Below are 19,699 nucleotides of genomic sequence, written 5' to 3'. Positions count from 1 at the left end.
CGAAGGGCATTGCGCCGTATGCCTGACCAAAACCATGCCTGCTGAAATTAACGGGCCTGTGTTTAAAACACGTAGCATGGTTATCTTTCCCGGTGAAAACCGAGACTAAAAACAACGTAGGTCGCCTCTGCGGGGAGTTTTAAATCGAACCATCGAAACGGTCCTGGCGGGTCGTATCCATACGGCGCAATGCCCTTCGGTTATTGCGCCCTACAGGCTAAAATTCCTCGCCTAAATTCCTGCCGTAGTAGATCTCCAACACTTCACGCTCCAGCTGCTGGATAATGCGTTCCTGCTCATCGGCATCCAGCTCATTGGCGTCAACACCAAACAGATAATTATTCAGTTCGAGTTCCTTGAGCCGCATCTTGGTGTGAAAGATGTTCTCTTGATAGACGTTGACGTCAATCATTTGATAAAGCTGCTTGGTATCGTCGGCGATAAAATTCTGGATCGAATCAATCTCGTGATCGATGTAGTGCTTGCGGCCATCCACATCGCGGGTAAAACCACGCACGCGGTAATCCATGGTGACGATGTCGGAGTCAAAACTGTGGATCAGGTAATTCAAGGCCCGCAGCGGTGAAATACGGCCACAGGTGGACACATCGATATCCACGCGAAAGGTGCTGATGCCGTTGTCAGGATGACTTTCGGGATAGGTATGCACGGTGATGTGGCTCTTGTCCAGATGCGCCACCACCGCTTCCGGCAGCGGGCCAGGGGCCTCGCTATTCGAGATACCCTCGGAGATCATCGGCTCTTCGGAGATCAATATGGTGACACTGGCACCCTGTGGCTCGTAATCCTGATGGGCGATATTGAGGATCGTGGCGCCCACAATATTGCACACATCGGTCAGCATGCCCTTGAGCCGCTCAGCGTTGTATTCTTCATCGATATATTCAATATATTCCTGGCGCTGCTCAGCCGTGCGTGCGTAATTGATATCGTAAATATTAAAGCTCAAGGTTTTAGTAAGATTATTAAAATCTTTGAGCTGAAGTTTTGGAAACGGCCTGATCATTGCGGGGACTCCACGGACATGACTTGGGGCGGATGATAGATCATCTGCACGGTATTGCCATCGGGATCGAGGCAATAAAAGCTGCGCGCGCCATCACGATGCGTGCGCGGTTCGGTTTTCATTTTGATGTCGTGGCCACGCAGAAAATCAAACCACTCATCCACATCACCGGGTTCATTCAGAAAAAATCCAATATGGTCCAGATGCTGACCTTCGCCGCCCTTTCCACAAAAATCATGCTCAACACGATGCAGTGCAAGGTTATCATTACCTGACGTTAAATATACCGAATTGGCATCCGGCCGCCATTCCACTCGCATGCCCAACAGATCCACATAAAAACTTTCGGTGGCCTCATAGTTGCGCACAAAAAAGGCAACGTGGCGCATGCCCGTAGTGGGATTGGGTTTGATCATCTGCTGACTACTCTTGTCTATGACTACGCTGGTTGAGGATTGTTTGTCGGGGCTGGCGCTGCTTCCCGCAGCTCATAATCATGGGTGATCTCGGCCACCTTGCCTAACATGATGGAGGCCGAGCAGTATTTTTCGGCCGACAGCTGGATCGCCCGCTGCACCTGTTTTTCACTCACTCCCGCGCCGCTGACAATAAAATGGATGTGGATCCTGGTGAATACCCTGGGCTCGGTTTCGGCCCGTTCGGCCTCGATCTCCAGCACACAGTCCGTGACTGGCTGACGCGCCTTTTTCAGAATCATCATCACATCAAAGGCCGTGCAACCGCCCAGCCCCTGCAACAACAATTCCATGGGGCGGATACCCAGATTGCGCCCACCGTGTTCCGGCGGCCCATCAATCACCAGCGAGTGACCGCTGCCGGACTCGCCGACAAACATCACCTCTTCCACCCATTTGATTCTGGCCTTCATTCATCCTGCTCCACGACTGCGAAAATAGGTACCCATCCCCCAGGGCGACTGGCTTAATCCGACTATCCCAGAATCTCCGCCATTCGCCCCGACCCCCTTGCCGGGCGGGGACGGCGATTATAAACCGGGCCCGGAGCATGTGCATACACTACACCCTGCAATAAGCCCTTAGCCGGGGTAAAGTAATTCTCGGCCCCTGCCGATAGCTCTTGTATCCCGCCAAAAAGCGGGGCAATACAAGGAATTAGGCAAACTATTATGAGCACTATACCCGACGTCGTCAGCACGCCTCCGACCATCGAGCGCTTTCTGGAACACTGCCATCGGCGCCAATATCCGGCCAAAAGCCTGATCATCTACGCTGGCGACAAGCCTGACGTGCTGTATTACATCGTCGAGGGCTCGGTCAGCGTGCTGATCGAGGACGAGACCGGCCGTGAAATCGTGCTGGCCTACCTCAACCCTGGCGACTTTTTCGGCGAGATGGGCCTGTTTGGCGGTGAGACCAATCGCAGCGCCTTTGTGCGCGCCAAGACCCGCTGTGAGCTGGCCGAGATCAGCTACAGCCGCTTTCGGCAACTGACCGAAAAGGATCCAAGCATCCTCTTCGAGCTGGCCTCACAGATGGCCCTGCGCCTGCGCCGGACCAGCCAGAAGGTCGGCAACCTGGCCTTCATGGACGTCACCGGCCGCATCGCCCGCACCCTGATGGATCTCAGCAAGGAACCCGATGCCATGACCCACCCCGACGGCATGCAGATTCGCATCACCCGCCAGGAAGTGGGCCGCATCGTCGGCTGCTCACGCGAGATGGTGGGGCGCGTACTCAAAAACCTGGAAGAGCAGGGGCTGATCACCGCCCAGGGCAAGACCATCGTGATCTTTAATAGCCGTTAGAACCCGGCTGGATCGACTACTTCAGGCGCCGGGCACTCCGGCGTTCCCAAACAGGGCGGCCAGCTGGGCCCCCGGATCCTCGGCGCGCATAAACGCCTCCCCTACCAGAAAGGCATGCACGGCGTGCTCGCGCATTAACGCCACATCTTCGGCAGTATGAATCGCGCTTTCGGTGACCACGATGCGGTCGTCGGGAATGCTGTCCAACATATCCAGCGTAGTCTGCAGGCTCACCTCAAAGCTACGCAGGTTGCGATTGTTGATGCCGATCAACGGCAGATTCAACGGCAGGGCGCGCTGCAGTTCTGCCGCGTCATGCACCTCCACCAGCACGTCCATGCCCAGCTTTGCCGCCAGCGCCGCCAGCTCGCTCAACTGTGCGTCATCCAGCGCGGCGACGATCAACAAGATGCAATCGGCATTGATGGCCCGCGCCTCGTAGACCTGGTACGGGTCAATGATGAAATCCTTGCGGATCACCGGCAGCGCACAGGCGGCCCGTGCCTGCTGCAAATAGTCTTCCGAACCCTGGAAAAAATCCTTGTCCGTTAATATCGACAGACAGGCTGCACCACCCCTTTCATACGAAACAGCAATCTCGGCGGGCACAAAATCTTCGCGCATCACGCCCTTGCTGGGCGAGGCCTTTTTGATCTCGGCGATCACCGCCGCCTGACCCGCGGCTATCTTCTTTTTCATCGCAGCGACAAAACCGCGACAGGTGTCCGCTGCTTTGGCGCGCTCGATCATCTCCGCCAGGCTCACTTGCCGGCTACGCTCAGCAATCTCTTCGTGCTTGCGGGCGATGATCTTTTTCAGAATGTCAGGGGTGTCGCTCATGCTTAACCTGTACTGCTGTATCTTTAATTAGAATTGGAAACCTTAATCAACGCGTCCAGCTTGGCCAACGCCGCGCCACTGGCCAGCACCTCGCCGGCCCTGGTTACACCCGCTGCCAATGAATCGGCCAGCCCGGCAACATACAGCGCGGCACCGGCATTCAATTGTACGATATCCCGCGCCGGGCCGGGTTGATTTTCCAGCACGCCTTTCACTACGATCAACGACTGTGCTGCATCCTCTACTTTCAGTGAGGCAAGATCGGCGCGCGCCAGGCCAAAATCTTCGGGCTGAATGGTAAACGTATTTACCGCGCCATCTTTCAGCTCGGCCACAAAGGTCGGCGCACCGATGCTGATCTCGTCCATACCGTCTGCGGAATGCACGACCAGCACATGCCGACTGCCGAGATTGGCCAGCACGTGGGCCAGCGGCTCCACCAGTTCCTTACTGAACACACCCAGCAACTGGTTGGGCGCGCCGGCGGGATTGGTCAACGGCCCTAGCACATTAAAGATGGTGCGCACGCCCATCTCCTTGCGCGGGCCGATGGCGTGTTTCATCGCGCCGTGGTGTTTGGGGGCGAACATGAAACCGACACCCACCTCGTTGACGCACTTTGCCACCTGCGCAGGGTCGAGATCCAGATTCACGCCGGCGGCCTCCAGCAGATCGGCGCTGCCGGACTTGCTGGAGACGGAACGGTTGCCGTGCTTGGCCACCTTGCCGCCGGCCGCGGCCACCACGAAACAGCTGGCGGTGGAAATATTAAAAGTACTGCTGCCGTCACCGCCGGTGCCGACGATGTCCACCACGTGCTCGCCACTGACCGCGACCGGGGTGACCAGGTCGCGCATCACCTGGGCGGCGGCGGTAATCTCATCGATGGACTCGCCCTTCATGCGCAGGCCGATGAGGAAGCCGCCGATCTGCGCCTCCGTGGCCTTGCCGGTCATGATGGTGCGCATCACCGCCTGCATCTCGTCGCGACTTAAATCATGCCGCTCGGTCACGGCGCGGATCGCTGCCTGCATATCCATAATCATCCCCTATGAGTTTTCCGCCTGCGTCTCTTCCACCAGGGTCCTGCGCAGTTTAACCGGAGCCGCCCGACGACGAATCCGTATATTCAACATTTCCACCACCACCGAGAAGGCCATGGCGAAATAGATGTAGCCCTTCGGAATGTGCACATCCAGCCCCTCGGCGATGAGCGCCATGCCGACCAGAATCAGGAAACTGAGCGCCAGCATCTTGATGGTGGGGTGTTCATCGACGAAGCGACTGATGCTCTCCGCCGCCAGCATCATCACCAGCACGGCAATGACGATCGCCGCGATCATCACTTGCACATGCTCGGCCAGCCCCACCGCGGTGATCACTGAGTCCAGCGAAAACACGATGTCGATGACGGCAATCTGGGCAATGACGCTGAAAAAACTCGCCTTTTTGGCGCCGACCTCGTGCTCCTCACCTTCCAGACTGTGATGAATCTCCATAGTGGCCTTGAACAACAGGAAGGCGCCGCCCCCCAGCAGGATCAGGTCCCGCGCCGAGATCTCCCACTGCAGCACCGAGAACAGGGGCGCGGTGAGCTGCATGATCCAGGCCAGCGACAGCAACAACAGAATCCGCATCACCATGGCCAGCGCCAGGCCGATCAGGCGCGCCTTGCGCTGCTGCTCGACGGGCAGGCGGCCGACCAGAATGGCGAGAAAGATAATATTGTCGATGCCGAGCACGATCTCCAGCAGCGTCAGGGTCAAAAAGGCCATCCACACCTGCGGATCAGCCAGTAGTTCCATCATAAAGGTCTCATCAATTCACTAATCACTGTTAGGTACCGCCTTGCAAGAAATTGCGCAGCATATCGTGGCCGTGTCGGGTGAGAATGGATTCGGGATGAAACTGCACCCCCTCCACGTCCAGCGTCTTGTGGCGCACACCCATGATCTCGTCCAGCTCGCCGTCGGCGGTTTCGGTCCAGGCGGTGACCTCCAGGCAATCGGGCAGGCTGTGCTTTTCGATCACCAGGGAGTGATAACGGGTGGCCTCGAAGGGATTTTCCAGCCCCTTGAAGACGCCGATATCCTTGTGATGGATCATCGAGGTCTTGCCGTGCATGATCTCCCGCGCGTGCACCACTTTGCCGCCGAAGGCCTGGCCGATGCTCTGGTGACCGAGACACACGCCCAGCAGCGGCACCTTGCCGGCAAAATGTTTGATCACCGCCAGGGAGATGCCCGCCTCGTTCGGCGTGCAGGGGCCGGGCGAGATCACGATGCGTTCGGGATTCAGCTTAACCACCTCGTCCAGGCTGAGCTGGTCATTGCGATAAACGCACACGTCCGCGCCCAGCTCGCCAAAATACTGCACCAGGTTGTAGGTAAAGGAATCGTAGTTATCAATCATCAACAGCATTTTGATCATATCCTATTGTTATATATATATTTTATCTGTTAATGTGCGACTAAATACCCGCTTAAATACCCGCATTTCCTAGCGATACCTACCCAAAATTTTGGAATCGAAAGCACAATAAATGCCATTTTCACCTAGATTCGCCCCAGTATAAACCTTTGCACATCTACATAGTTCTGCCATATCCCCGCAACCTTAAAGCCCACAAGATACAAAATGGTATATTCCAAGCCCTTAGCTATACTGAGTGGAGATCAACTAGGGAGTAGACATGAAAACAATCCTCGCTATTATCACGGTACTTTTCGTCACAGTGGGCGCAGCAATTGCCGGTAGCCCCATTCTCGTCGATCCTTCGACGGGAAAATATCTCGGCAATCTTAACAACAACCCATACGATCCTAATTCAGTATCTAATCCATACGGGCAATATGGCAGCAAATACAGCCCGGATTCAATCAACAATCCTTATGGTGAATACGGGTCACCATACAGCGACAAGAGCCCGAACAATCCTTACGGAACTGGCCCTGCCATTATCGATACCGACAATTATTGAGTTTTAAACAATAAGGAAGAGTACGAGAAGGCCGTAAGCGCATACCAGGACGGTCAATCTGGGCAGGGCCAAGCACTTCTGAATGCACCCAGCGCACGGTCACCTGCGTTAAGGTGCCAGTGCTGCGGCTCTGCATACATATATTTGAGAAACACTTGGCGTAGCTGTTTCAATTCTATGCCATTTGGCGCACAGAATGGTCCTGCGACAAACCCCCTAAAAAAGCCTTTATCTCCCGGCAATGTTCGCATTAGCAGGGACTCGTTAGCGTCTGCTATGCCTGCTAGATATTTAACACATTGATTGTACGCACTTACGTTGTTCGTAGGTTGGTCGCATATCTGCATTAATTCATTGCCGGTGTAGAATCCTGCATTCCCAACGGACGGCACGATCAAGGCCAATCCCAGAACAACAACACGAATAATCATAACCACCCCCTGAGAATATTGACGAATCTGAACAGCAACCATCCTACTACTATCAGCCAATTCGTACTCGACCTATCACGCAATGGTGGCTAAATAACAACCAAGCATCATTCATATCTGGGTCCGCAATAACTTGATGTTTATGCTATCCGATAAGTTTCAATTCGTTATCTAGCTCCTTCAGAAATCGCGCCAGTTCTCGCAGTTGTTCCCGCTGCCCGCCCTTGTAGCCACGCATAGCGGATCGCCGCTTACCCTCTTCGGACTTTGGCCCGGTCGATTTCTCCCAAGGTTTCCAGCGTCGGATTAGCTTCGATCTCATTGCCCGATGTTCTGGCGTCCGGTAGTAGCTCATTGTCTGCCTCTGATAGTTGGTTTTGCTCGTTTTTGATTTCCCGCGCCCGTGAAGGCTCCATAGTTCCGTTGTTCACTTGCTGGTGTCCTTGGGCGATGTTTGCCTGTTTCGCGTAAACAATCGGCGGGTTCTTTATCGCTGACAGGGTTTCCAAGGTTGCCCGACATTGCGACTGCGCCCGCAGCGCCATGCGCATGTTTGCTTCAAACGGTGTAATGGTGTCGTTTCCCATTGCCCGCCCAGCAAGGCGACAAAACAAGCTTTGCAATGCCGTCGCTTGGTTCATAAGCATAGCTTCGGCTTGCGCCAGATCACCAAGATTCACTGCCGTCGCTTGATCACGCAGAGTACCCAGCAAGGTAGGCACGTCGATATTGTCTTCAAGTCCCGACTTCTGTTCGGCTCTGTCGATTACCCGGAATGCTGCAAGTTCAGGAGAGGTCAGCAACTCCGCAAAATTTCTGCTAGTTTCTTCTTTGGTTTTTCCGGCATTAATCGGGATAGCTTTTCGCGGATATTTCACCGCTTCTGGCTTCGCTGATTTCTTCGGTTTACGCGCCATCAGTCACCCCTTCATTTGATATTGTTTGCAATAGCGCAGGTCAGCATCCCACAGGCCCGCATGGGCTTCAGGCTCGCCTTGGGTGCAATGCCCAAGGTTCGGGTGCTCTATTCGCTGGAAGTATCGACACGCACCACAGGTGGCCCAGTAGTCGGGAGCGGGTGTTGGTGGCACTTCTTCCGCCCGCCTCAGATAGTAGACTCGCGCCTCAGCATCGGCATAGCACTGAGCTATCACTTCGGCGATTTCTTGTGGGTCGGTTTCCTCAATATATGTCAGCCATGCCCGGATCGTTTTTTCTTCGTTACAGGTAAAAGTTGCGCCTGAGTTGCGCCCTGTTTCCGAGGGTGTTGCGCTTTGGTTGCGTATATCGTTGCGCCCTAAAACTAATAGTGCTGCGGCCTTCAGGCTACTGGGTTGCGCCTTAGTTGCGCTAGTAGTTGCGTTTTCAGGGGTAAAGGTTGCGGGTTGCGCTTGTATAGGGGCGCAACTGCGCAACTCGGCAGGGTTCTCTTTAATCATTAACTCGACCCTCATCCCTCGCGCGTTTTAACATCCGAGAAATCCGGCTCTTGTCCCGCTGAACTTCCTCTGCGATTTCTTTTTGAGATAGCCCTTCCTTATGCAGTTCTATCACTCGATCAAAGAGCGCATCTTCAAGCGGCTTGACCGTCCATGTCATGGAGTCTTGAGAATCAGAAACTAACGCCACCTCCAAAGGGTCGGCATCTTTACCGCTGAAACCTCGGGTCTTCTCGAAGTGGATTTCGAATCGAGCACCTTGCGACTGCTCATAGTCTGACGGTCTTCGAAGTCCTATTACAGTGTCGAGAACATCTTCCTTTGCACTGGTGCCGCGTTGCGCTCCACTCTTGCCACTGTGGTGAATGAATAAAACGGAACGACCTGAAGCTCTTTGACGCAGTGCCCACTCTTGAATGGGTAGCCAGCTTTCTGCGTCATTACTTTTGCCTGATCGGGCTATTGTTGCCAAGTTATCGACGATGATTAAGTCAATTCCTTTCAAGCAAGTTTCTAAGGCTTCTTGGTCAGCAACTTCCGCAAGATTAAAAGCTGCTCTGTCTTTTGGTTGAAGGTCGGGCGTCATAATTTTGAAGGGCGCTGACACTTCGCTATCTGAGCTGGCAACAATCGCTGCAAGGCGTTCTTGCAAGGCTGGGCCAGGCATTTCACCATCGAGCAGCAAAACACCAGCAGGACTTGGTGCCTTCCAGCCTAAAGCGCATCCACCGCTGGCTACTGCAAGACCTACTGCCAGAGCGACGTGAGTTTTACCAATACCCCGATAGGCGTGAATCATCGCCAATCCCTGGCGGGGCAACCAAGGTGCTAAGAGATGTTCTCGCGGGGGTAACTCTTTGCGAAGAAAATCCTCAATTGTGATTATTTCTAGAGGTTGAACCGGCCCCGGTATCGTTGCATTCAATACTGTACCTTTAAGCGCCCTCTCAGCTTGTACATCGAGGAAAGACGCTCCACGCTCTGCTCCGTTATTCATAACCCAACCCCGCAGCATCCAAAGCGGCTTGTATGCGACCAACAGCCAGCGTCAGCCGGGCCCGATCAGCATCGGTGAAAGGATCACCAGACAACAGACTTGCCCCAGCTATCGCTACAATCAACGCCTCGAAAGCAATGCATCGCAACACATCCGTCGCTGGAAATGGTCGGCGCTCCGGCCTTCCATGCTGTATTTCTCGCTCGGGAAAAAGAGCACCTATGTCCAGACCCACCGCTGACAGGACGGAATGCACGTCACAGCCCGCGAAGCAATGAACTAATGTCCGACCATCTTCTAACTCTCGAATTGATAGTGATGGCCCTCGGTCATCATGGGCAGGGCATCGCGCCTGATACCGCCCAGTCCCGGTACGCTTCACCTTATCGAGTCGAGACAAGAACGCGCTTACTCCAGTGGCTTTAAATTGTGAGGCACGGGATTGGGAAACAGGATTGATTGCGGTAGAATTGCGAGTGTCAGCTTCACAATTACCGCGCCCCTTCATTGGGGCGTTTTCTTTTCTAATCATAACGCCCCCTAAACCGATTCGATTAGGGCGCGAATATCTTCCACCCGCCAGAACGTCCCGCGCCCATTGCCGATTTTCACGGGCTTCGGGAAACGCCCAGACTTTACCCCCATCCACCAGCATGTTTTCTTAACTGGAATGATGGGTGGAATATTACGCTTCGGATCACCAATGATTTGCGACAGGCGGAGGAATCCGGTTTGTGGGAGTTGGTTCATTACTGATTGCCTCTTTTCGTGAAAAGCCGTTATTGGCCGTTAGAAGCAATCTTAAATTTGGTTGGTGCGCGGAAGATAAATGGTGAGATTAAGTTTTTTTCAACCCTGATTTTGCCATGTTCTATTTTATAAGCCGTTTTAGCTTCGCCACACCAGATTTCCGAAAATGGTGACGGACCGAATTCTCTTTAAGCTCTGGCAGCGTTGGCTGCTCGCGAAGCAATGGGGCATAGCAAGCCAATGTGAAACGGACAAATGGTCCGCTAACTTTGTTGCCTGTTTCTGAATCAGTGGATGTTCCTGGAAGCTCATCAAACATATCTGACCAAAGCCCCGCCAGATCATCTACAAATGTCTGTCGCGCCGCTTGGCCTTTATTTCGTTTTTTATCGACTTTTATCTTTTTCTTTTCATCAGCTAATGCAGTCCGTGCGTAAAGTTCGAGATCCTTAACCGCCTTGATAGCCTGATCGACATTATGAAACTCGCTTGGCCTTATATGCTCTTCAAGCTGACCGCTTGTTGTTAGTGACTGCGTGGTAACGCGTATTTTTTGATAGTACGCCGCACGGCGTCTCAATCTATGTACAGCACTCGAACCTTCTGGACTTTTAGTAAGACTGACAAGCTTCTCAGCAGCTTTTTCAATTTTGCCCAAGCTGCTTACAATGACACTGGGTGAATCAACTTTCTCAGCCCCAAAAGCCTGAAGAAAGGCACCTGCACAATCATCTAACCGCTCTTCAAAGGAAGCCCTTTTGGTTACTGGAAAAGGTTTCCCAATTTTTTCCAGAATCATATCGATGTCTGATTTCTCGTAGTAGATCATGCCGACACGAGCTTGATTGATGTCACCTTGCTTTCAGCCTTCGCCATTTCGTTGGTCAGGTCTGCCCATTGCTGCATCATGACTCGCCGATCTTCCAGATATTCGGCTTGGTTATAGCTGGCCCGCACTTTGTTTCGCTCGGCATGGGCAAGCTGGCGCTCGATCACTTCAGAGCGATAACCCAATTCGTTCAGAATTGTGGAAGCCGTCGCCCGGAAGCCATGCGCCGAAAAGCCAATACTGCCCTTACCGTTAAAGCCCATACGCTCCAGCGCCCGGTTCAGCGTTGTTGGAGTCATACAGGTTTTCGGGTTGCGATAGTTCGGGAACAAGAAAGCCCGTCCGCCAGTGTAGGTATGCAGTTCCCGCAACAGCTCCACGGATTGCTGAGACAGAGGAACAAGGTGCGGCTCTCGCATCTTCATTCGCTCGGCAGGGATGCGCCACTCCGCCCGCTCAAGATCAATCTCTGTCCATTGCGCCGCCCGTAGCTCAACGGTACGGACAAAAGTCAGCAGCATTAAGCGCAAGGCGATAACGGTAGTGCGGTACCCACCAAAGGAATCAAGCGCCTTCAAGAAGTCGGCTATTTGGTCGCGGGATAGTGGTTTGTGATGCTTCACCTTGGGTCGGTGAATAGCGCCCTTTAATGCCGCCGCTGGATCAGCATCCGCCCGCAGTGTCGCCACGGCATAGCGGAAAATCGCGGAAGTCCATTGCCGCGCCAGCAAGGCCACACTTCCAGCGCCGCGTCCTTCCACCCGGCGCACGACCTCCAGAATATGCGCTGCCGTCACGTTGCGAATAGGCAGATTGCCAATGTAGGGGAACATATCAGCCTCAAGAAACCGCTCCACTTGGCGGAGGTAGTATGCCGACCATCCCGCCTTTTTCTTGGATATCCATTCCCGCGCCACTGCTTCAAAAGTGTTGGCGTTCTCGGCATGCGTTGCCAGTCGTGCAGCTTGCCGATTGTGCGCCGGGTGGATGCCTTGCTTTACCAGCGCCCGCCATTCCTCGCGCGTCACCCTTGCTTCAGCAAGCGTAAGCCTCCCTGCATTGCGCCGCGCTTGGGTTTGCTCTTTGGTTTCGCCGTTTGGGGCTTGGACATACTCACCGACAGCAAAAACGTTTTCCTTACCCGCGATGCGGTAGCGGTAACGCCACAACTTCGAACCAGTCGGACGCACCTCCAGGTAAAGCCCACCGCCATCGGTTATTTTGATGGGTTTTTCACCGGGCTTGGTGTTGCGGATTTGGCTATCGGTAAGGGACATGATTGCGGGTACCTTGTTTTGATACCCTCAACAATACCCTCATCTTCACAGGATAACAACGGACGATGTCGATTATAAACGGATACTATAACGGCGCTAACAATGGGATTTAAGGCGGGTATCAGACTCTAACGGACTTCGCTGGATGCCGATGCTGTTTATCAATCATCAACAGCATTACGGGTTACCTGCCTTGTCTTTTCTCGGCGCCTCGCTCGCGCCCCCGGTCAGTACCATGCGCATGGCGTCCTCCAGCGGCATATCCAGGGTGGTGAGCCTTTCTCGCGGCACATACAGGGTATAGCCGCCAATCTGGTAGCTCATGGGAAAATACACCGCCACCAACATCTCATCGTCCGCGCCCGACAGTCTTACCGACTCCCGCACCACAAAACCGACCAGCCGCATGCCCTGCAGTTCGATGCTCACCACGTGTCGCAGCTGGCGGGTCTTGTCACCCGACAATAGCTGGGCAAAATCCTTGATCGCGGACAACAGGCTCTTGACCAGGGGGATGTGCGACATCAGCCGGTCGACCTGGTTCAGCAGCCACTGCACCAGAAAGATGTTGGCCAGCAGACCCAGGCCGGCCAGCACCAGCAGGCCCACCAGCAGTCCCATACCGGGAATGTAGAATCCCTCGGGCAGCAGGCGCATGGCCCAGGGGCGGCTAAAGGCCTCCAGGCCGCTGGTCGCCCAGTACAGCAACCACACCGTCAGCAGCAGTGGCGCCACTGTGGCCAGTCCCTTGAGCAGGTGTTGCAACAGGCGGTTCATGATCGTGGCGGCGAGCTGTCCAGCCCGGCCTCGGCCATGCTTACGGCGCGAAACACGGCACGCGCCTTGTTCATGGTCTCTTTCCATTCCAGCGCGGGCTGCGAATCATAGACCACGCCCGCGCCGGCCTGGATATGCAGCTCACCGGACTTGATCACCGCGGTGCGGATCGCAATCGCCGTGTCCATGTTGCCGTTCCAGCCGAGATAACCCACCGCCCCGGCGTAGATGCCGCGCTTCACCGGCTCCAGCTCGTCGATGATTTCCATGGCGCGAATCTTCGGCGCGCCGCTCACCGTGCCGGCTGGGAAGGTGGCGCGCAGTACATCCATCGCCGACAGGCCTGGTTTCAATTTTCCCTCGACGTTGGAGACGATGTGCATCACGTGCGAGTAACGCTCCACCAGCATCTTTTCCGTCAGCTCGACGCTACCGATCTGGGCGATGCGGCCCACGTCATTGCGGCCCAGATCGATGAGCATCAGGTGCTCGGCCAGCTCCTTGGGGTCGGCCAGCAGCTCCGCCTCCATGGCCCGGTCCTCGGCTGGGTCATGACCGCGACGGCGGGTACCAGCGATGGGCCGCACGGTGACGACCTCGTCTTCCAGACGGGTGAGGATCTCCGGCGAGGAACCGGCGATGTGGAAGTCGCGCAGATTCAGATAGAACATGTATGGCGAGGGATTGAGGCTGCGCAGGGCGCGATACAGATGCAGTGGCGGCGCCGAAAAGGGGATCGACAGGCGCTGCGACAACACCACCTGCATCACATCGCCCTCAACAATATAGTCTCGCGCCGCCTGCACCGCCTGTTTGAAACCGTCTTCGGTAAAGCCGGAGACAAAGTCCGCCTCGTTGACCTCGCGGCCCGGCTGTGGGTCGACATGCGGGGTCGCCTGACGCAGCCGTGTCTCCAGCGCATCAAGGCGCTGTTTGCCGCAGGCATAGCCGTCGGTCTGGCCGGCATCGACATGCACGATGAGATACAGCTTGCCGCCGAGGTTGTCGAACACCACCACCTCATCGGAGACCATCAGCAGGATATCCGGCGTGCCCAGCGTATCGGGATTGGGACAGGCGGCCAGCCGCGGCTCAATGTAGCGAATGGTGTCGTAGCCGAAATAACCCACCAGCCCGCCATTAAAGCGCGGCAGGCCCTCGGTCTCGACCACCTGGTAACGTGCCTGAAATTCCTCAATCCAGCGCAGCGGGTCATCCGTGTGCAGCGTCTCCACCACCACGCCATCGGTCTCCACCTCGACCTGCCTGCCGCTGACCTTCAGCACGGTGCGGCTGGGTAGACCGATAATGGAATAGCGCCCCCACTTCTCACCGCCCTGCACAGATTCGAACAGATAGGAATAGGCGCCATCGGCTAACTTTAGATAGGTGCTGAGGGGAGTATCGAGATCGGCCAGCACCTCGCGCATCAGCGGAATACGATGGGCAACGGTCTGTAATCCGGAGTCTTGCGCCGAAAGCCGGGCGGCCAGGGCGGCGAATTGTTCTGCGTTCATGTTCATCACCTACAAATTCAAAGGTACAGGGGGATTCAACAGCATCGGCCTCAACCGCGCCAGCGTCCCTGTTGCCATTTGATTTGTGTGGTGCGAAACATTTGTCTCATTTTTCCCGCAATCAAGTCAGATCTTTTTATCCGTCATTCTTTACAGCAAATCTTTCAATTCCGCCATCGAGTCAATCACCGCATCGGGATTGGACTCGCGGATATCCACCCCGTGATTGTAGCCGTAACTCATGCAGACGATCTGAAACCCGGCCGCGCGGGCCGCCTTCACATCGCTCACCGAATCACCCAGCATCAGGGACCTGTCCGGCGCCACCCCCAGCACCTCGGCCGAATGCAGCAGCGGCAAAGGGTCGGGCTTCTTTTTGGCGAGGGTATCACCACAGACGATGTTCGCAAAATCGTCGTGAATACCGAGGTCCTGCAGCAGGGGGATGGTGAACTGCGCGGCCTTGTTGGTGACGCAGCCCAGGGCGTAACCGGCGGCATGCAGATAATCCAGCCCTTCGCGCACCCCGGGGTAGAGGCTGCTGCGCTGGCTGGTGTTGGCCGCGTACAGCTCGAGAAAAACCGGATAGGCCCGTTCATACAGGGCCTCATCGGGCTCGCCGTCGAGCTGGCCGATGAGGGCGCGACGCACCAGCCGCTCCACGCCGTTACCGACCCAGTTGCGGACCTTCGCCTCACCGTGCACCGGCATATCCAGCGCCAGCATCATCTGGTCGACGCAATAGGCGAGATCGGGCACCGAATCCACCAGGGTGCCATCGACATCGATCAGGATCATTTCCGGTTTACGCAACACGCTTTTCTGTTCACTCATAACCACGACTCTTATAACGCTTTCTTATTAATTAAAAGGGCGCCATTCATTCTCTATAAAAAAGAAAAAAGCGCGCCCCTGACATTACCCGCTCCGGCTTATACCCTGGCGGCCGCCAGCTCGGCACGGAAGGCCTTGATCACGGTGTCGTAGGTATTGGCATCGGAAGCCGACTTGGCACCGAATACCGCGGAACCGGCCACAAACATGTCGGCGCCGGCTTCGGCGATTTCCCGGATATTGTCCACCTTCACACCACCGTCGATCTCCAGGCGGATGTCACGGCCGGAGGCATCGATAATCTTGCGCGCCTCACGCAACTTGTTCAGGGTTTCCGGGATGAAACTCTGGCCACCAAAGCCGGGGTTCACCGACATCAGTAACACGATGTCCACCTTGTCGAGCACGTGCTTGAGCACGTCCAGTGGCGTGGCGGGATTAAACACCAGGCCTGACTTGCAGCCTTCGCTCTGGATCAGTTGCAGGGTGCGATCGATATGTTCGGAGGCCTCGGGATGAAAGGTAATGTAGGAGGCGCCGGCGGCGGCAAAGTCCGGGATGATACGATCCACCGGCTTGACCATCAGGTGCACATCGATGTCGGCGGTAACGCCATGCTTACGCAGCGCCTCGCAGACCAGCGGGCCGATGGTGAGATTCGGCACATAGTGGTTGTCCATCACGTCGAAGTGCACCACATCCGCACCGGACTTGATGACGTTATCCACTTCCTCGCCGAGGCGGGCAAAATCTGCCGACAGGATCGACGGGGCAATTTTAAAATCTGGCATGGTTTTGGCCTCTTCCGTTTATGACTTCAGTAATGACTTCAGCGACTGCAAAAATGGCGACTTCTTTTTATCCGGGGCCTGACCACCGGTGCGTCAAAAAAATCGCGACCGGGGACTTTACCCTATTGGCGCGTACATTTCAGCCATATCGATAGCAGGGCTTGGTCTCGACCCGCGGAGCCGATATGCTCAGCCTGCGTACAACCCGGTAGTCAGGATATGACGATGCGATACCCACTTTATCTTTTGTGCCTGTGTATGGGCGCACTCAGCACCGCAACCAGCACCACGACCCTGGCCTCGGACAGGCTCAAGGAGCGCAGCTGGGCCGAGCAGATCCGCGAACAGCTGATTGTTGGGCAGGCGCTGGAGCTCTCCACCGAGGCCGCCGCCGCAACAGCCACCGAACCGGCGACGGCACCGCAGACCTTCTTCGCCCTCTACACCCCCGCCGAGGGCACCCTCAAACGCGGCGGGGTGATCCTGCTGCACGGGCTGGGTGCTCACCCGGACTGGCCGGACGTAATCGCCCCGCTGCGCAAGGCGCTGCCCGAGGCCGGCTGGGCGACCCTCTCCATCCAGCTACCGGTATGGCCCAATAGCGCCAACTTCGAGGATTACCCGCCGCTGTTCCCGGCGGCCAACCGCCGCATTTCGGCCGCGGTCGCCCATCTGCAACAGCAGGGCATTGCCAACATCACCCTGGTGGGACACAGTCTGGGCGCGGCCATGGGCGCCTATTTTCTGGCACAGAAGGCCCCCGGCAGCGATGCCATCCGCGCCTTCGTGGGCATCGGTATGAATCAGGCCCCGGGCAGCGTGGCGCACACGCCGGACGCCCTGGCCAACATCACTATTCCGGTGCTGGACCTCTACGGTGCCTTCGATCTGGACGGGGTACGGGACTCGGCACGGGCCCGCGCGGCCAGCCAGGCGGACAATGGCGGCTATCGGCAGACCGTGATCGCGGGGGCGGACCACTTTTTTCAGGGCCTGGATACCACCCTCATCAAGCGGGTGGCGGGCTGGCTGACCCAGATGGCCACAGACCCGGCTGCCAATGATGCGCCAGTAAAAACCCGGCCCTGATTCTTTTTCAGTTCTCAAAGGCCTTGTTCAGCCCGATGCTGAGGCTGCGCGACGACCAGTTGGCCCCATTCAGCCGCCCCTCGGAAAAGGTGTTGTCGGCGAAAAAGGTGCGATCGGTGCCGGAGTTCGTGGTCCAGTCCTGCAAGGACAGGGTCACGCCCCAGGTCCATTGATAGCGGGAGGGCAGGGCCTGCCAGCCCAGCTCCAGCACCCAGCCCCGGCCGTCCGCCTCGTGTTCAAAGCTCACCGGATGGGCGAAATCGTCCCGCAGATTCCAGTCGGCCTGGGCAAAATAGGTGGCCTGATGCGCCTCCACACGCGCAAACACGGCACTGCCGCCCGCCAGATCCATGCGCAGATCCACCCCCAGCCAGGGGCCAAACCAGTGGGCCTCATAGCTCGAGTCCAGGCCCGCAAACGGACCCAGTGGCGGGCCGCTCACAATCCCCGGATCGTAGATCGCGGCATTGTCCGCGTCCCACAACACCTGATTGCCGTTGCGCATGCGCAGACGTTGCTGGTGGTAGGAATAGCCGACCATGGGCACCAGCCGGATGGCCTGGTCCACGCCCAGAAAAAAGGTGTAACCCAGGCCGCCGCCCAGGTCCAACACTTCGCTGCCGTTGGTATCATTGAGCGAACGGGAAAACTCCAGGGTGCGGTTGTCGCCGGCATAATCGGAATCCTGATTCTCGCCGTCAAATGACCGGCCAAGGGCGGCGCTGCCGCGAAAATAGAACCCCGCCCGATTGGTGCCGACCAGCTCGGCCTTGAGCTGCACGATTTCCGTGTCCCGCCACTCCAGCTCGGAGAGGATATTGGGTTCGGAGCCCACGGGGTTACCCGCACCGTCGATGCTCCAGTCCAGAGCATCCAGCCGGTAGCCCAGGCTCAGCGCGGCGGTCGCCTCAGCCTCGGCGGCAAACACCGGCCATGGCAGCAGCAGAGAAATCAGGCAATAGCGTGCAAGCGGGATCATTCAAATACCCCGCGCTTCGCGGATGCGGTCATACGAGGCGCGGATCTCATGGGTCTTTTCTTCGGCCAGTTTCATCATCTCGGCCGGCAACCCCCTGGCGACGAGCTTGTCCGGGTGGTGTTGGTTGATGAGCCGGCGATAGGCCCGCTTCACCTCGGCGTCGCCGGCCTTGCTGGAGATATTGAGGATGGCATAGGCGTCGTCCAGCGATACCTGTTCCACCTTGCCACCCCGGGTGGTGTGCCGCTCGGCGCGCACCATGGCGTCGAGGCGGTCAAAGTCGCTGGCGGAAAAACCCAGCTCATTGCAGATCGTCAGCAGCAGCCGCTTCTCCGCCGGGTTCAGTGCGCCGTCGGCATAGGCGGCGTGCAGCTGGATCTCGATGAACATCTGGCGCAGGTTGCGCGTCCGTCGTGTCGCCTCGTGAAAACGGGTGAGCATGGCCTGGTGGTCGAAATCGGCCTGCTTGCCCTGGGAGAAAAGCGCCATCGCCTCGCGGCGAGCGAGTTCGGGCAGGCCCATGCGCTCCATGATCTGTCGCGCCAGGGCAATCTCCTGCTCCGAGACGCGGCCATCGGCCTTGGCCACCTTGCCCATGATGGAGAAGGTCGCCTCGAAAAAGGCGCGTTGAATCTCGATGTGGCTCAGGCCCCCCAGGCCGGCGGAAAAATTACCACCGAAACTCGCCATGCCGCGGTCAAACTGATGCCCCAGGGCGGCGCCGATGAGCGCCCCGAACAGGCCACCCATCAGGTAGCCCAGAAAACCGCCGATTAACTTGCCCCAAAAGTTCAACGCCACCCTCCCGCACCCGCCTTCGCCAGGCGCGCAGTATACCGTGAATTATGGGCGAAGACTTTCATGGAGCGTTTATGGAGACTTGACGGGGCATGTGCCGTGCTCGGCGATGGGCCAGACCCCGGCAGCGCGTATCTTTCTACCACGCAAAAACACCGTCGCAAGAACGAAACCGGTTAAACGAAAAACGGGGTGCCAGGCACCCCGTTTTTCGTTTAACGAGTAATGTCTTTAAACGCCAGCGGCATCAATCATAAAACCGACGATGGCCACGATCACAGCGATGTTCAACAGTGCAGTTACTTTGAGTTCCATTAAAAATCCCCCTCTCTGATATTTAGAATAAATGCCCCCTCGGAGCCTCGGCCCCCACCCTCGGGTTTCATGGAAACCGGAGAGACGCAAACCTTAGCAAACCGCCCGGACATTTATCAAGGTATTTTACTCGGTTATTGTCCCTGTATTTCATACGGTTTAATCGCCCGTGGCGCCCGAAAATAGCCGTGTTGCCAGCGACATCGCCTGGGTTACAATGCGGCCAGGAGGCTTTCTGCCGTA

23 protein-coding genes are annotated in these 19,699 nt (G+C 56.5%); 3 read left to right on the top strand and 20 right to left on the bottom strand.

Features of this window, described 5'->3' with window-relative positions; translation table 11 throughout:
* Positions 1 to 217 precede the first annotated feature (217 nt).
* Genes speD through RRB22_05935 form a run of 3 tightly spaced genes read right to left on the bottom strand, consistent with a single transcriptional unit; the run spans position 218 to position 1,916 of the window.
* Positions 218 to 1,027 (bottom strand): adenosylmethionine decarboxylase, encoded by an 810-nt coding sequence (speD, locus tag RRB22_05945; GenBank protein ID MDT8383938.1) that lies wholly within the window; start codon positions 1,025 to 1,027, stop codon positions 218 to 220.
* A complete protein-coding gene (locus RRB22_05940; protein ID MDT8383937.1) occupies positions 1,024 to 1,443 on the bottom strand; it encodes a VOC family protein in 420 nt (139 codons plus the stop codon). Before RRB22_05940 ends, speD begins: the two co-directional genes overlap by 4 nt.
* Positions 1,444 to 1,466: 23 nt before the next feature.
* Positions 1,467 to 1,916: an OsmC family protein gene (locus tag RRB22_05935; protein ID MDT8383936.1), complete on the bottom strand. Its 450-nt coding sequence runs from the start codon at positions 1,914 to 1,916 to the stop codon at positions 1,467 to 1,469.
* Positions 1,917 to 2,174: 258 nt separating this feature from the next.
* Between RRB22_05935 and crp the strand changes: the two genes are divergently transcribed.
* Positions 2,175 to 2,813 (top strand): cAMP-activated global transcriptional regulator CRP, encoded by a 639-nt coding sequence (gene crp / locus RRB22_05930; protein MDT8383935.1) that lies wholly within the window; start codon positions 2,175 to 2,177, stop codon positions 2,811 to 2,813.
* A gap of 21 nt (positions 2,814 to 2,834) precedes the next feature.
* On the opposite strand, the gene trpC is transcribed toward crp, so the two are convergent.
* Genes trpC through RRB22_05910 form a run of 4 tightly spaced genes read right to left on the bottom strand, consistent with a single transcriptional unit; the run spans position 2,835 to position 6,074 of the window.
* A complete protein-coding gene (gene trpC / locus RRB22_05925) occupies positions 2,835 to 3,653 on the bottom strand; it encodes an indole-3-glycerol phosphate synthase TrpC (protein MDT8383934.1) in 819 nt (272 codons plus the stop codon).
* Positions 3,654 to 3,676: 23 nt separating this feature from the next.
* Entirely contained in the window at positions 3,677 to 4,693 is a 1,017-nt protein-coding gene (gene trpD, locus RRB22_05920) for an anthranilate phosphoribosyltransferase (protein ID MDT8383933.1), read from the bottom strand.
* A 9-nt stretch (positions 4,694 to 4,702) separates the two neighbouring features.
* On the bottom strand, positions 4,703 to 5,461 hold the full coding sequence (locus RRB22_05915; protein ID MDT8383932.1) for a TerC family protein: 759 nt from the start codon (positions 5,459 to 5,461) through the stop codon (positions 4,703 to 4,705).
* A 28-nt stretch (positions 5,462 to 5,489) separates the two neighbouring features.
* Positions 5,490 to 6,074, bottom strand: coding sequence for an aminodeoxychorismate/anthranilate synthase component II (locus RRB22_05910; protein MDT8383931.1), 585 nt, complete (start codon positions 6,072 to 6,074; stop codon positions 5,490 to 5,492).
* 271 nt (positions 6,075 to 6,345) lie between these two features.
* Between RRB22_05910 and RRB22_05905 the strand changes: the two genes are divergently transcribed.
* Positions 6,346 to 6,633: a hypothetical protein gene (locus tag RRB22_05905; GenBank protein ID MDT8383930.1), complete on the top strand. Its 288-nt coding sequence runs from the start codon at positions 6,346 to 6,348 to the stop codon at positions 6,631 to 6,633.
* Positions 6,634 to 6,686: 53 nt separating this feature from the next.
* Here the strand turns inward: RRB22_05905 and RRB22_05900 are convergent, their stop codons facing one another.
* The 11 genes from RRB22_05900 to rpe form a co-directional block, all read right to left on the bottom strand.
* Positions 6,687 to 7,124: a Rap1a/Tai family immunity protein gene (locus tag RRB22_05900; GenBank protein MDT8383929.1), complete on the bottom strand. Its 438-nt coding sequence runs from the start codon at positions 7,122 to 7,124 to the stop codon at positions 6,687 to 6,689.
* A 191-nt stretch (positions 7,125 to 7,315) separates the two neighbouring features.
* A complete protein-coding gene (locus tag RRB22_05895) occupies positions 7,316 to 7,981 on the bottom strand; it encodes a hypothetical protein (protein ID MDT8383928.1) in 666 nt (221 codons plus the stop codon).
* A gap of 3 nt (positions 7,982 to 7,984) precedes the next feature.
* Positions 7,985 to 8,503 carry a hypothetical protein gene (locus tag RRB22_05890; GenBank protein ID MDT8383927.1) on the bottom strand — a complete coding sequence of 173 codons (519 nt, stop codon included), beginning with the start codon at positions 8,501 to 8,503 and terminating at the stop codon, positions 7,985 to 7,987.
* A complete protein-coding gene (locus RRB22_05885) occupies positions 8,496 to 9,500 on the bottom strand; it encodes an AAA family ATPase (protein MDT8383926.1) in 1,005 nt (334 codons plus the stop codon). The genes RRB22_05890 and RRB22_05885 overlap by 8 nt, the downstream gene beginning before the upstream one ends.
* Before the next feature lie 540 nt (positions 9,501 to 10,040).
* Positions 10,041 to 10,250, bottom strand: a complete 210-nt coding sequence (locus RRB22_05880; GenBank protein ID MDT8383925.1) for an AlpA family transcriptional regulator — start codon at positions 10,248 to 10,250, stop codon at positions 10,041 to 10,043.
* 121 nt (positions 10,251 to 10,371) lie between these two features.
* Positions 10,372 to 11,079 carry a hypothetical protein gene (locus RRB22_05875; protein MDT8383924.1) on the bottom strand — a complete coding sequence of 236 codons (708 nt, stop codon included), beginning with the start codon at positions 11,077 to 11,079 and terminating at the stop codon, positions 10,372 to 10,374.
* Positions 11,076 to 12,356 carry a tyrosine-type recombinase/integrase gene (locus RRB22_05870; GenBank protein MDT8383923.1) on the bottom strand — a complete coding sequence of 427 codons (1,281 nt, stop codon included), beginning with the start codon at positions 12,354 to 12,356 and terminating at the stop codon, positions 11,076 to 11,078. The genes RRB22_05875 and RRB22_05870 overlap by 4 nt, the downstream gene beginning before the upstream one ends.
* A gap of 177 nt (positions 12,357 to 12,533) precedes the next feature.
* Positions 12,534 to 13,133: a DUF502 domain-containing protein gene (locus RRB22_05865; GenBank protein ID MDT8383922.1), complete on the bottom strand. Its 600-nt coding sequence runs from the start codon at positions 13,131 to 13,133 to the stop codon at positions 12,534 to 12,536.
* Positions 13,130 to 14,650 carry an anthranilate synthase component I gene (gene trpE / locus RRB22_05860; GenBank protein ID MDT8383921.1) on the bottom strand — a complete coding sequence of 507 codons (1,521 nt, stop codon included), beginning with the start codon at positions 14,648 to 14,650 and terminating at the stop codon, positions 13,130 to 13,132. The genes RRB22_05865 and trpE overlap by 4 nt, the downstream gene beginning before the upstream one ends.
* Before the next feature lie 150 nt (positions 14,651 to 14,800).
* Positions 14,801 to 15,484 carry a phosphoglycolate phosphatase gene (locus tag RRB22_05855; protein ID MDT8383920.1) on the bottom strand — a complete coding sequence of 228 codons (684 nt, stop codon included), beginning with the start codon at positions 15,482 to 15,484 and terminating at the stop codon, positions 14,801 to 14,803.
* Between the two features lie 98 nt (positions 15,485 to 15,582).
* On the bottom strand, positions 15,583 to 16,275 hold the full coding sequence (gene rpe / locus RRB22_05850) for a ribulose-phosphate 3-epimerase (protein MDT8383919.1): 693 nt from the start codon (positions 16,273 to 16,275) through the stop codon (positions 15,583 to 15,585).
* Positions 16,276 to 16,500: 225 nt separating this feature from the next.
* On the opposite strand from rpe, the gene RRB22_05845 reads away from it, so the two are divergent.
* Positions 16,501 to 17,364 (top strand): DUF3530 family protein, encoded by an 864-nt coding sequence (locus RRB22_05845; GenBank protein MDT8383918.1) that lies wholly within the window; start codon positions 16,501 to 16,503, stop codon positions 17,362 to 17,364.
* Positions 17,365 to 17,371: 7 nt separating this feature from the next.
* On the opposite strand, the gene RRB22_05840 is transcribed toward RRB22_05845, so the two are convergent.
* Together RRB22_05840 and djlA are read right to left on the bottom strand one after the other, a co-directional pair.
* Entirely contained in the window at positions 17,372 to 18,343 is a 972-nt protein-coding gene (locus RRB22_05840) for a hypothetical protein (protein ID MDT8383917.1), read from the bottom strand.
* The gene (djlA, locus tag RRB22_05835) at positions 18,344 to 19,144 is read right to left on the bottom strand and encodes a co-chaperone DjlA (GenBank protein MDT8383916.1); all 801 of its coding nucleotides are present in this window, start codon (positions 19,142 to 19,144) and stop codon (positions 18,344 to 18,346) included.
* Positions 19,145 to 19,699: the final 555 nt, after the last annotated feature.

This window comes from Gammaproteobacteria bacterium (assembly GCA_032250735.1).
Lineage (GTDB): Bacteria > Pseudomonadota > Gammaproteobacteria > SZUA-152 > SZUA-152 > SZUA-152.
Note: the sequence above shows the minus strand (reverse complement) of the source record. Positions and strands in the feature narration are given on the sequence as shown.

Excerpts from the sequence above, each read along its gene's own strand:
- speD (MDT8383938.1), bottom strand. The coding sequence starts at position 1,027 with ATGATCAGGCCGTTTCCAAAACTTCAGCTCAAAGATTTTAATAATCTT.
- RRB22_05940 (MDT8383937.1), bottom strand. The coding sequence starts at position 1,443 with ATGATCAAACCCAATCCCACTACGGGCATGCGCCACGTTGCCTTTTTT.
- RRB22_05935 (MDT8383936.1), bottom strand. The coding sequence starts at position 1,916 with ATGAAGGCCAGAATCAAATGGGTGGAAGAGGTGATGTTTGTCGGCGAG.
- crp (MDT8383935.1), top strand. The coding sequence starts at position 2,175 with ATGAGCACTATACCCGACGTCGTCAGCACGCCTCCGACCATCGAGCGC.
- trpC (MDT8383934.1), bottom strand. The coding sequence starts at position 3,653 with ATGAGCGACACCCCTGACATTCTGAAAAAGATCATCGCCCGCAAGCAC.
- trpD (MDT8383933.1), bottom strand. The coding sequence starts at position 4,693 with ATGGATATGCAGGCAGCGATCCGCGCCGTGACCGAGCGGCATGATTTA.
- RRB22_05915 (MDT8383932.1), bottom strand. The coding sequence starts at position 5,461 with ATGATGGAACTACTGGCTGATCCGCAGGTGTGGATGGCCTTTTTGACC.
- RRB22_05910 (MDT8383931.1), bottom strand. The coding sequence starts at position 6,074 with ATGCTGTTGATGATTGATAACTACGATTCCTTTACCTACAACCTGGTG.
- RRB22_05905 (MDT8383930.1), top strand. The coding sequence starts at position 6,346 with ATGAAAACAATCCTCGCTATTATCACGGTACTTTTCGTCACAGTGGGC.
- RRB22_05895 (MDT8383928.1), bottom strand. The coding sequence starts at position 7,981 with ATGGCGCGTAAACCGAAGAAATCAGCGAAGCCAGAAGCGGTGAAATAT.
- RRB22_05890 (MDT8383927.1), bottom strand. The coding sequence starts at position 8,503 with ATGATTAAAGAGAACCCTGCCGAGTTGCGCAGTTGCGCCCCTATACAA.
- RRB22_05885 (MDT8383926.1), bottom strand. The coding sequence starts at position 9,500 with ATGAATAACGGAGCAGAGCGTGGAGCGTCTTTCCTCGATGTACAAGCT.
- RRB22_05880 (MDT8383925.1), bottom strand. The coding sequence starts at position 10,250 with ATGAACCAACTCCCACAAACCGGATTCCTCCGCCTGTCGCAAATCATT.
- RRB22_05875 (MDT8383924.1), bottom strand. The coding sequence starts at position 11,079 with ATGATCTACTACGAGAAATCAGACATCGATATGATTCTGGAAAAAATT.
- RRB22_05870 (MDT8383923.1), bottom strand. The coding sequence starts at position 12,356 with ATGTCCCTTACCGATAGCCAAATCCGCAACACCAAGCCCGGTGAAAAA.
- RRB22_05865 (MDT8383922.1), bottom strand. The coding sequence starts at position 13,133 with ATGAACCGCCTGTTGCAACACCTGCTCAAGGGACTGGCCACAGTGGCG.
- trpE (MDT8383921.1), bottom strand. The coding sequence starts at position 14,650 with ATGAACGCAGAACAATTCGCCGCCCTGGCCGCCCGGCTTTCGGCGCAA.
- RRB22_05855 (MDT8383920.1), bottom strand. The coding sequence starts at position 15,484 with ATGAGTGAACAGAAAAGCGTGTTGCGTAAACCGGAAATGATCCTGATC.
- rpe (MDT8383919.1), bottom strand. The coding sequence starts at position 16,275 with ATGCCAGATTTTAAAATTGCCCCGTCGATCCTGTCGGCAGATTTTGCC.
- RRB22_05845 (MDT8383918.1), top strand. The coding sequence starts at position 16,501 with ATGCGATACCCACTTTATCTTTTGTGCCTGTGTATGGGCGCACTCAGC.
- RRB22_05840 (MDT8383917.1), bottom strand. The coding sequence starts at position 18,343 with ATGATCCCGCTTGCACGCTATTGCCTGATTTCTCTGCTGCTGCCATGG.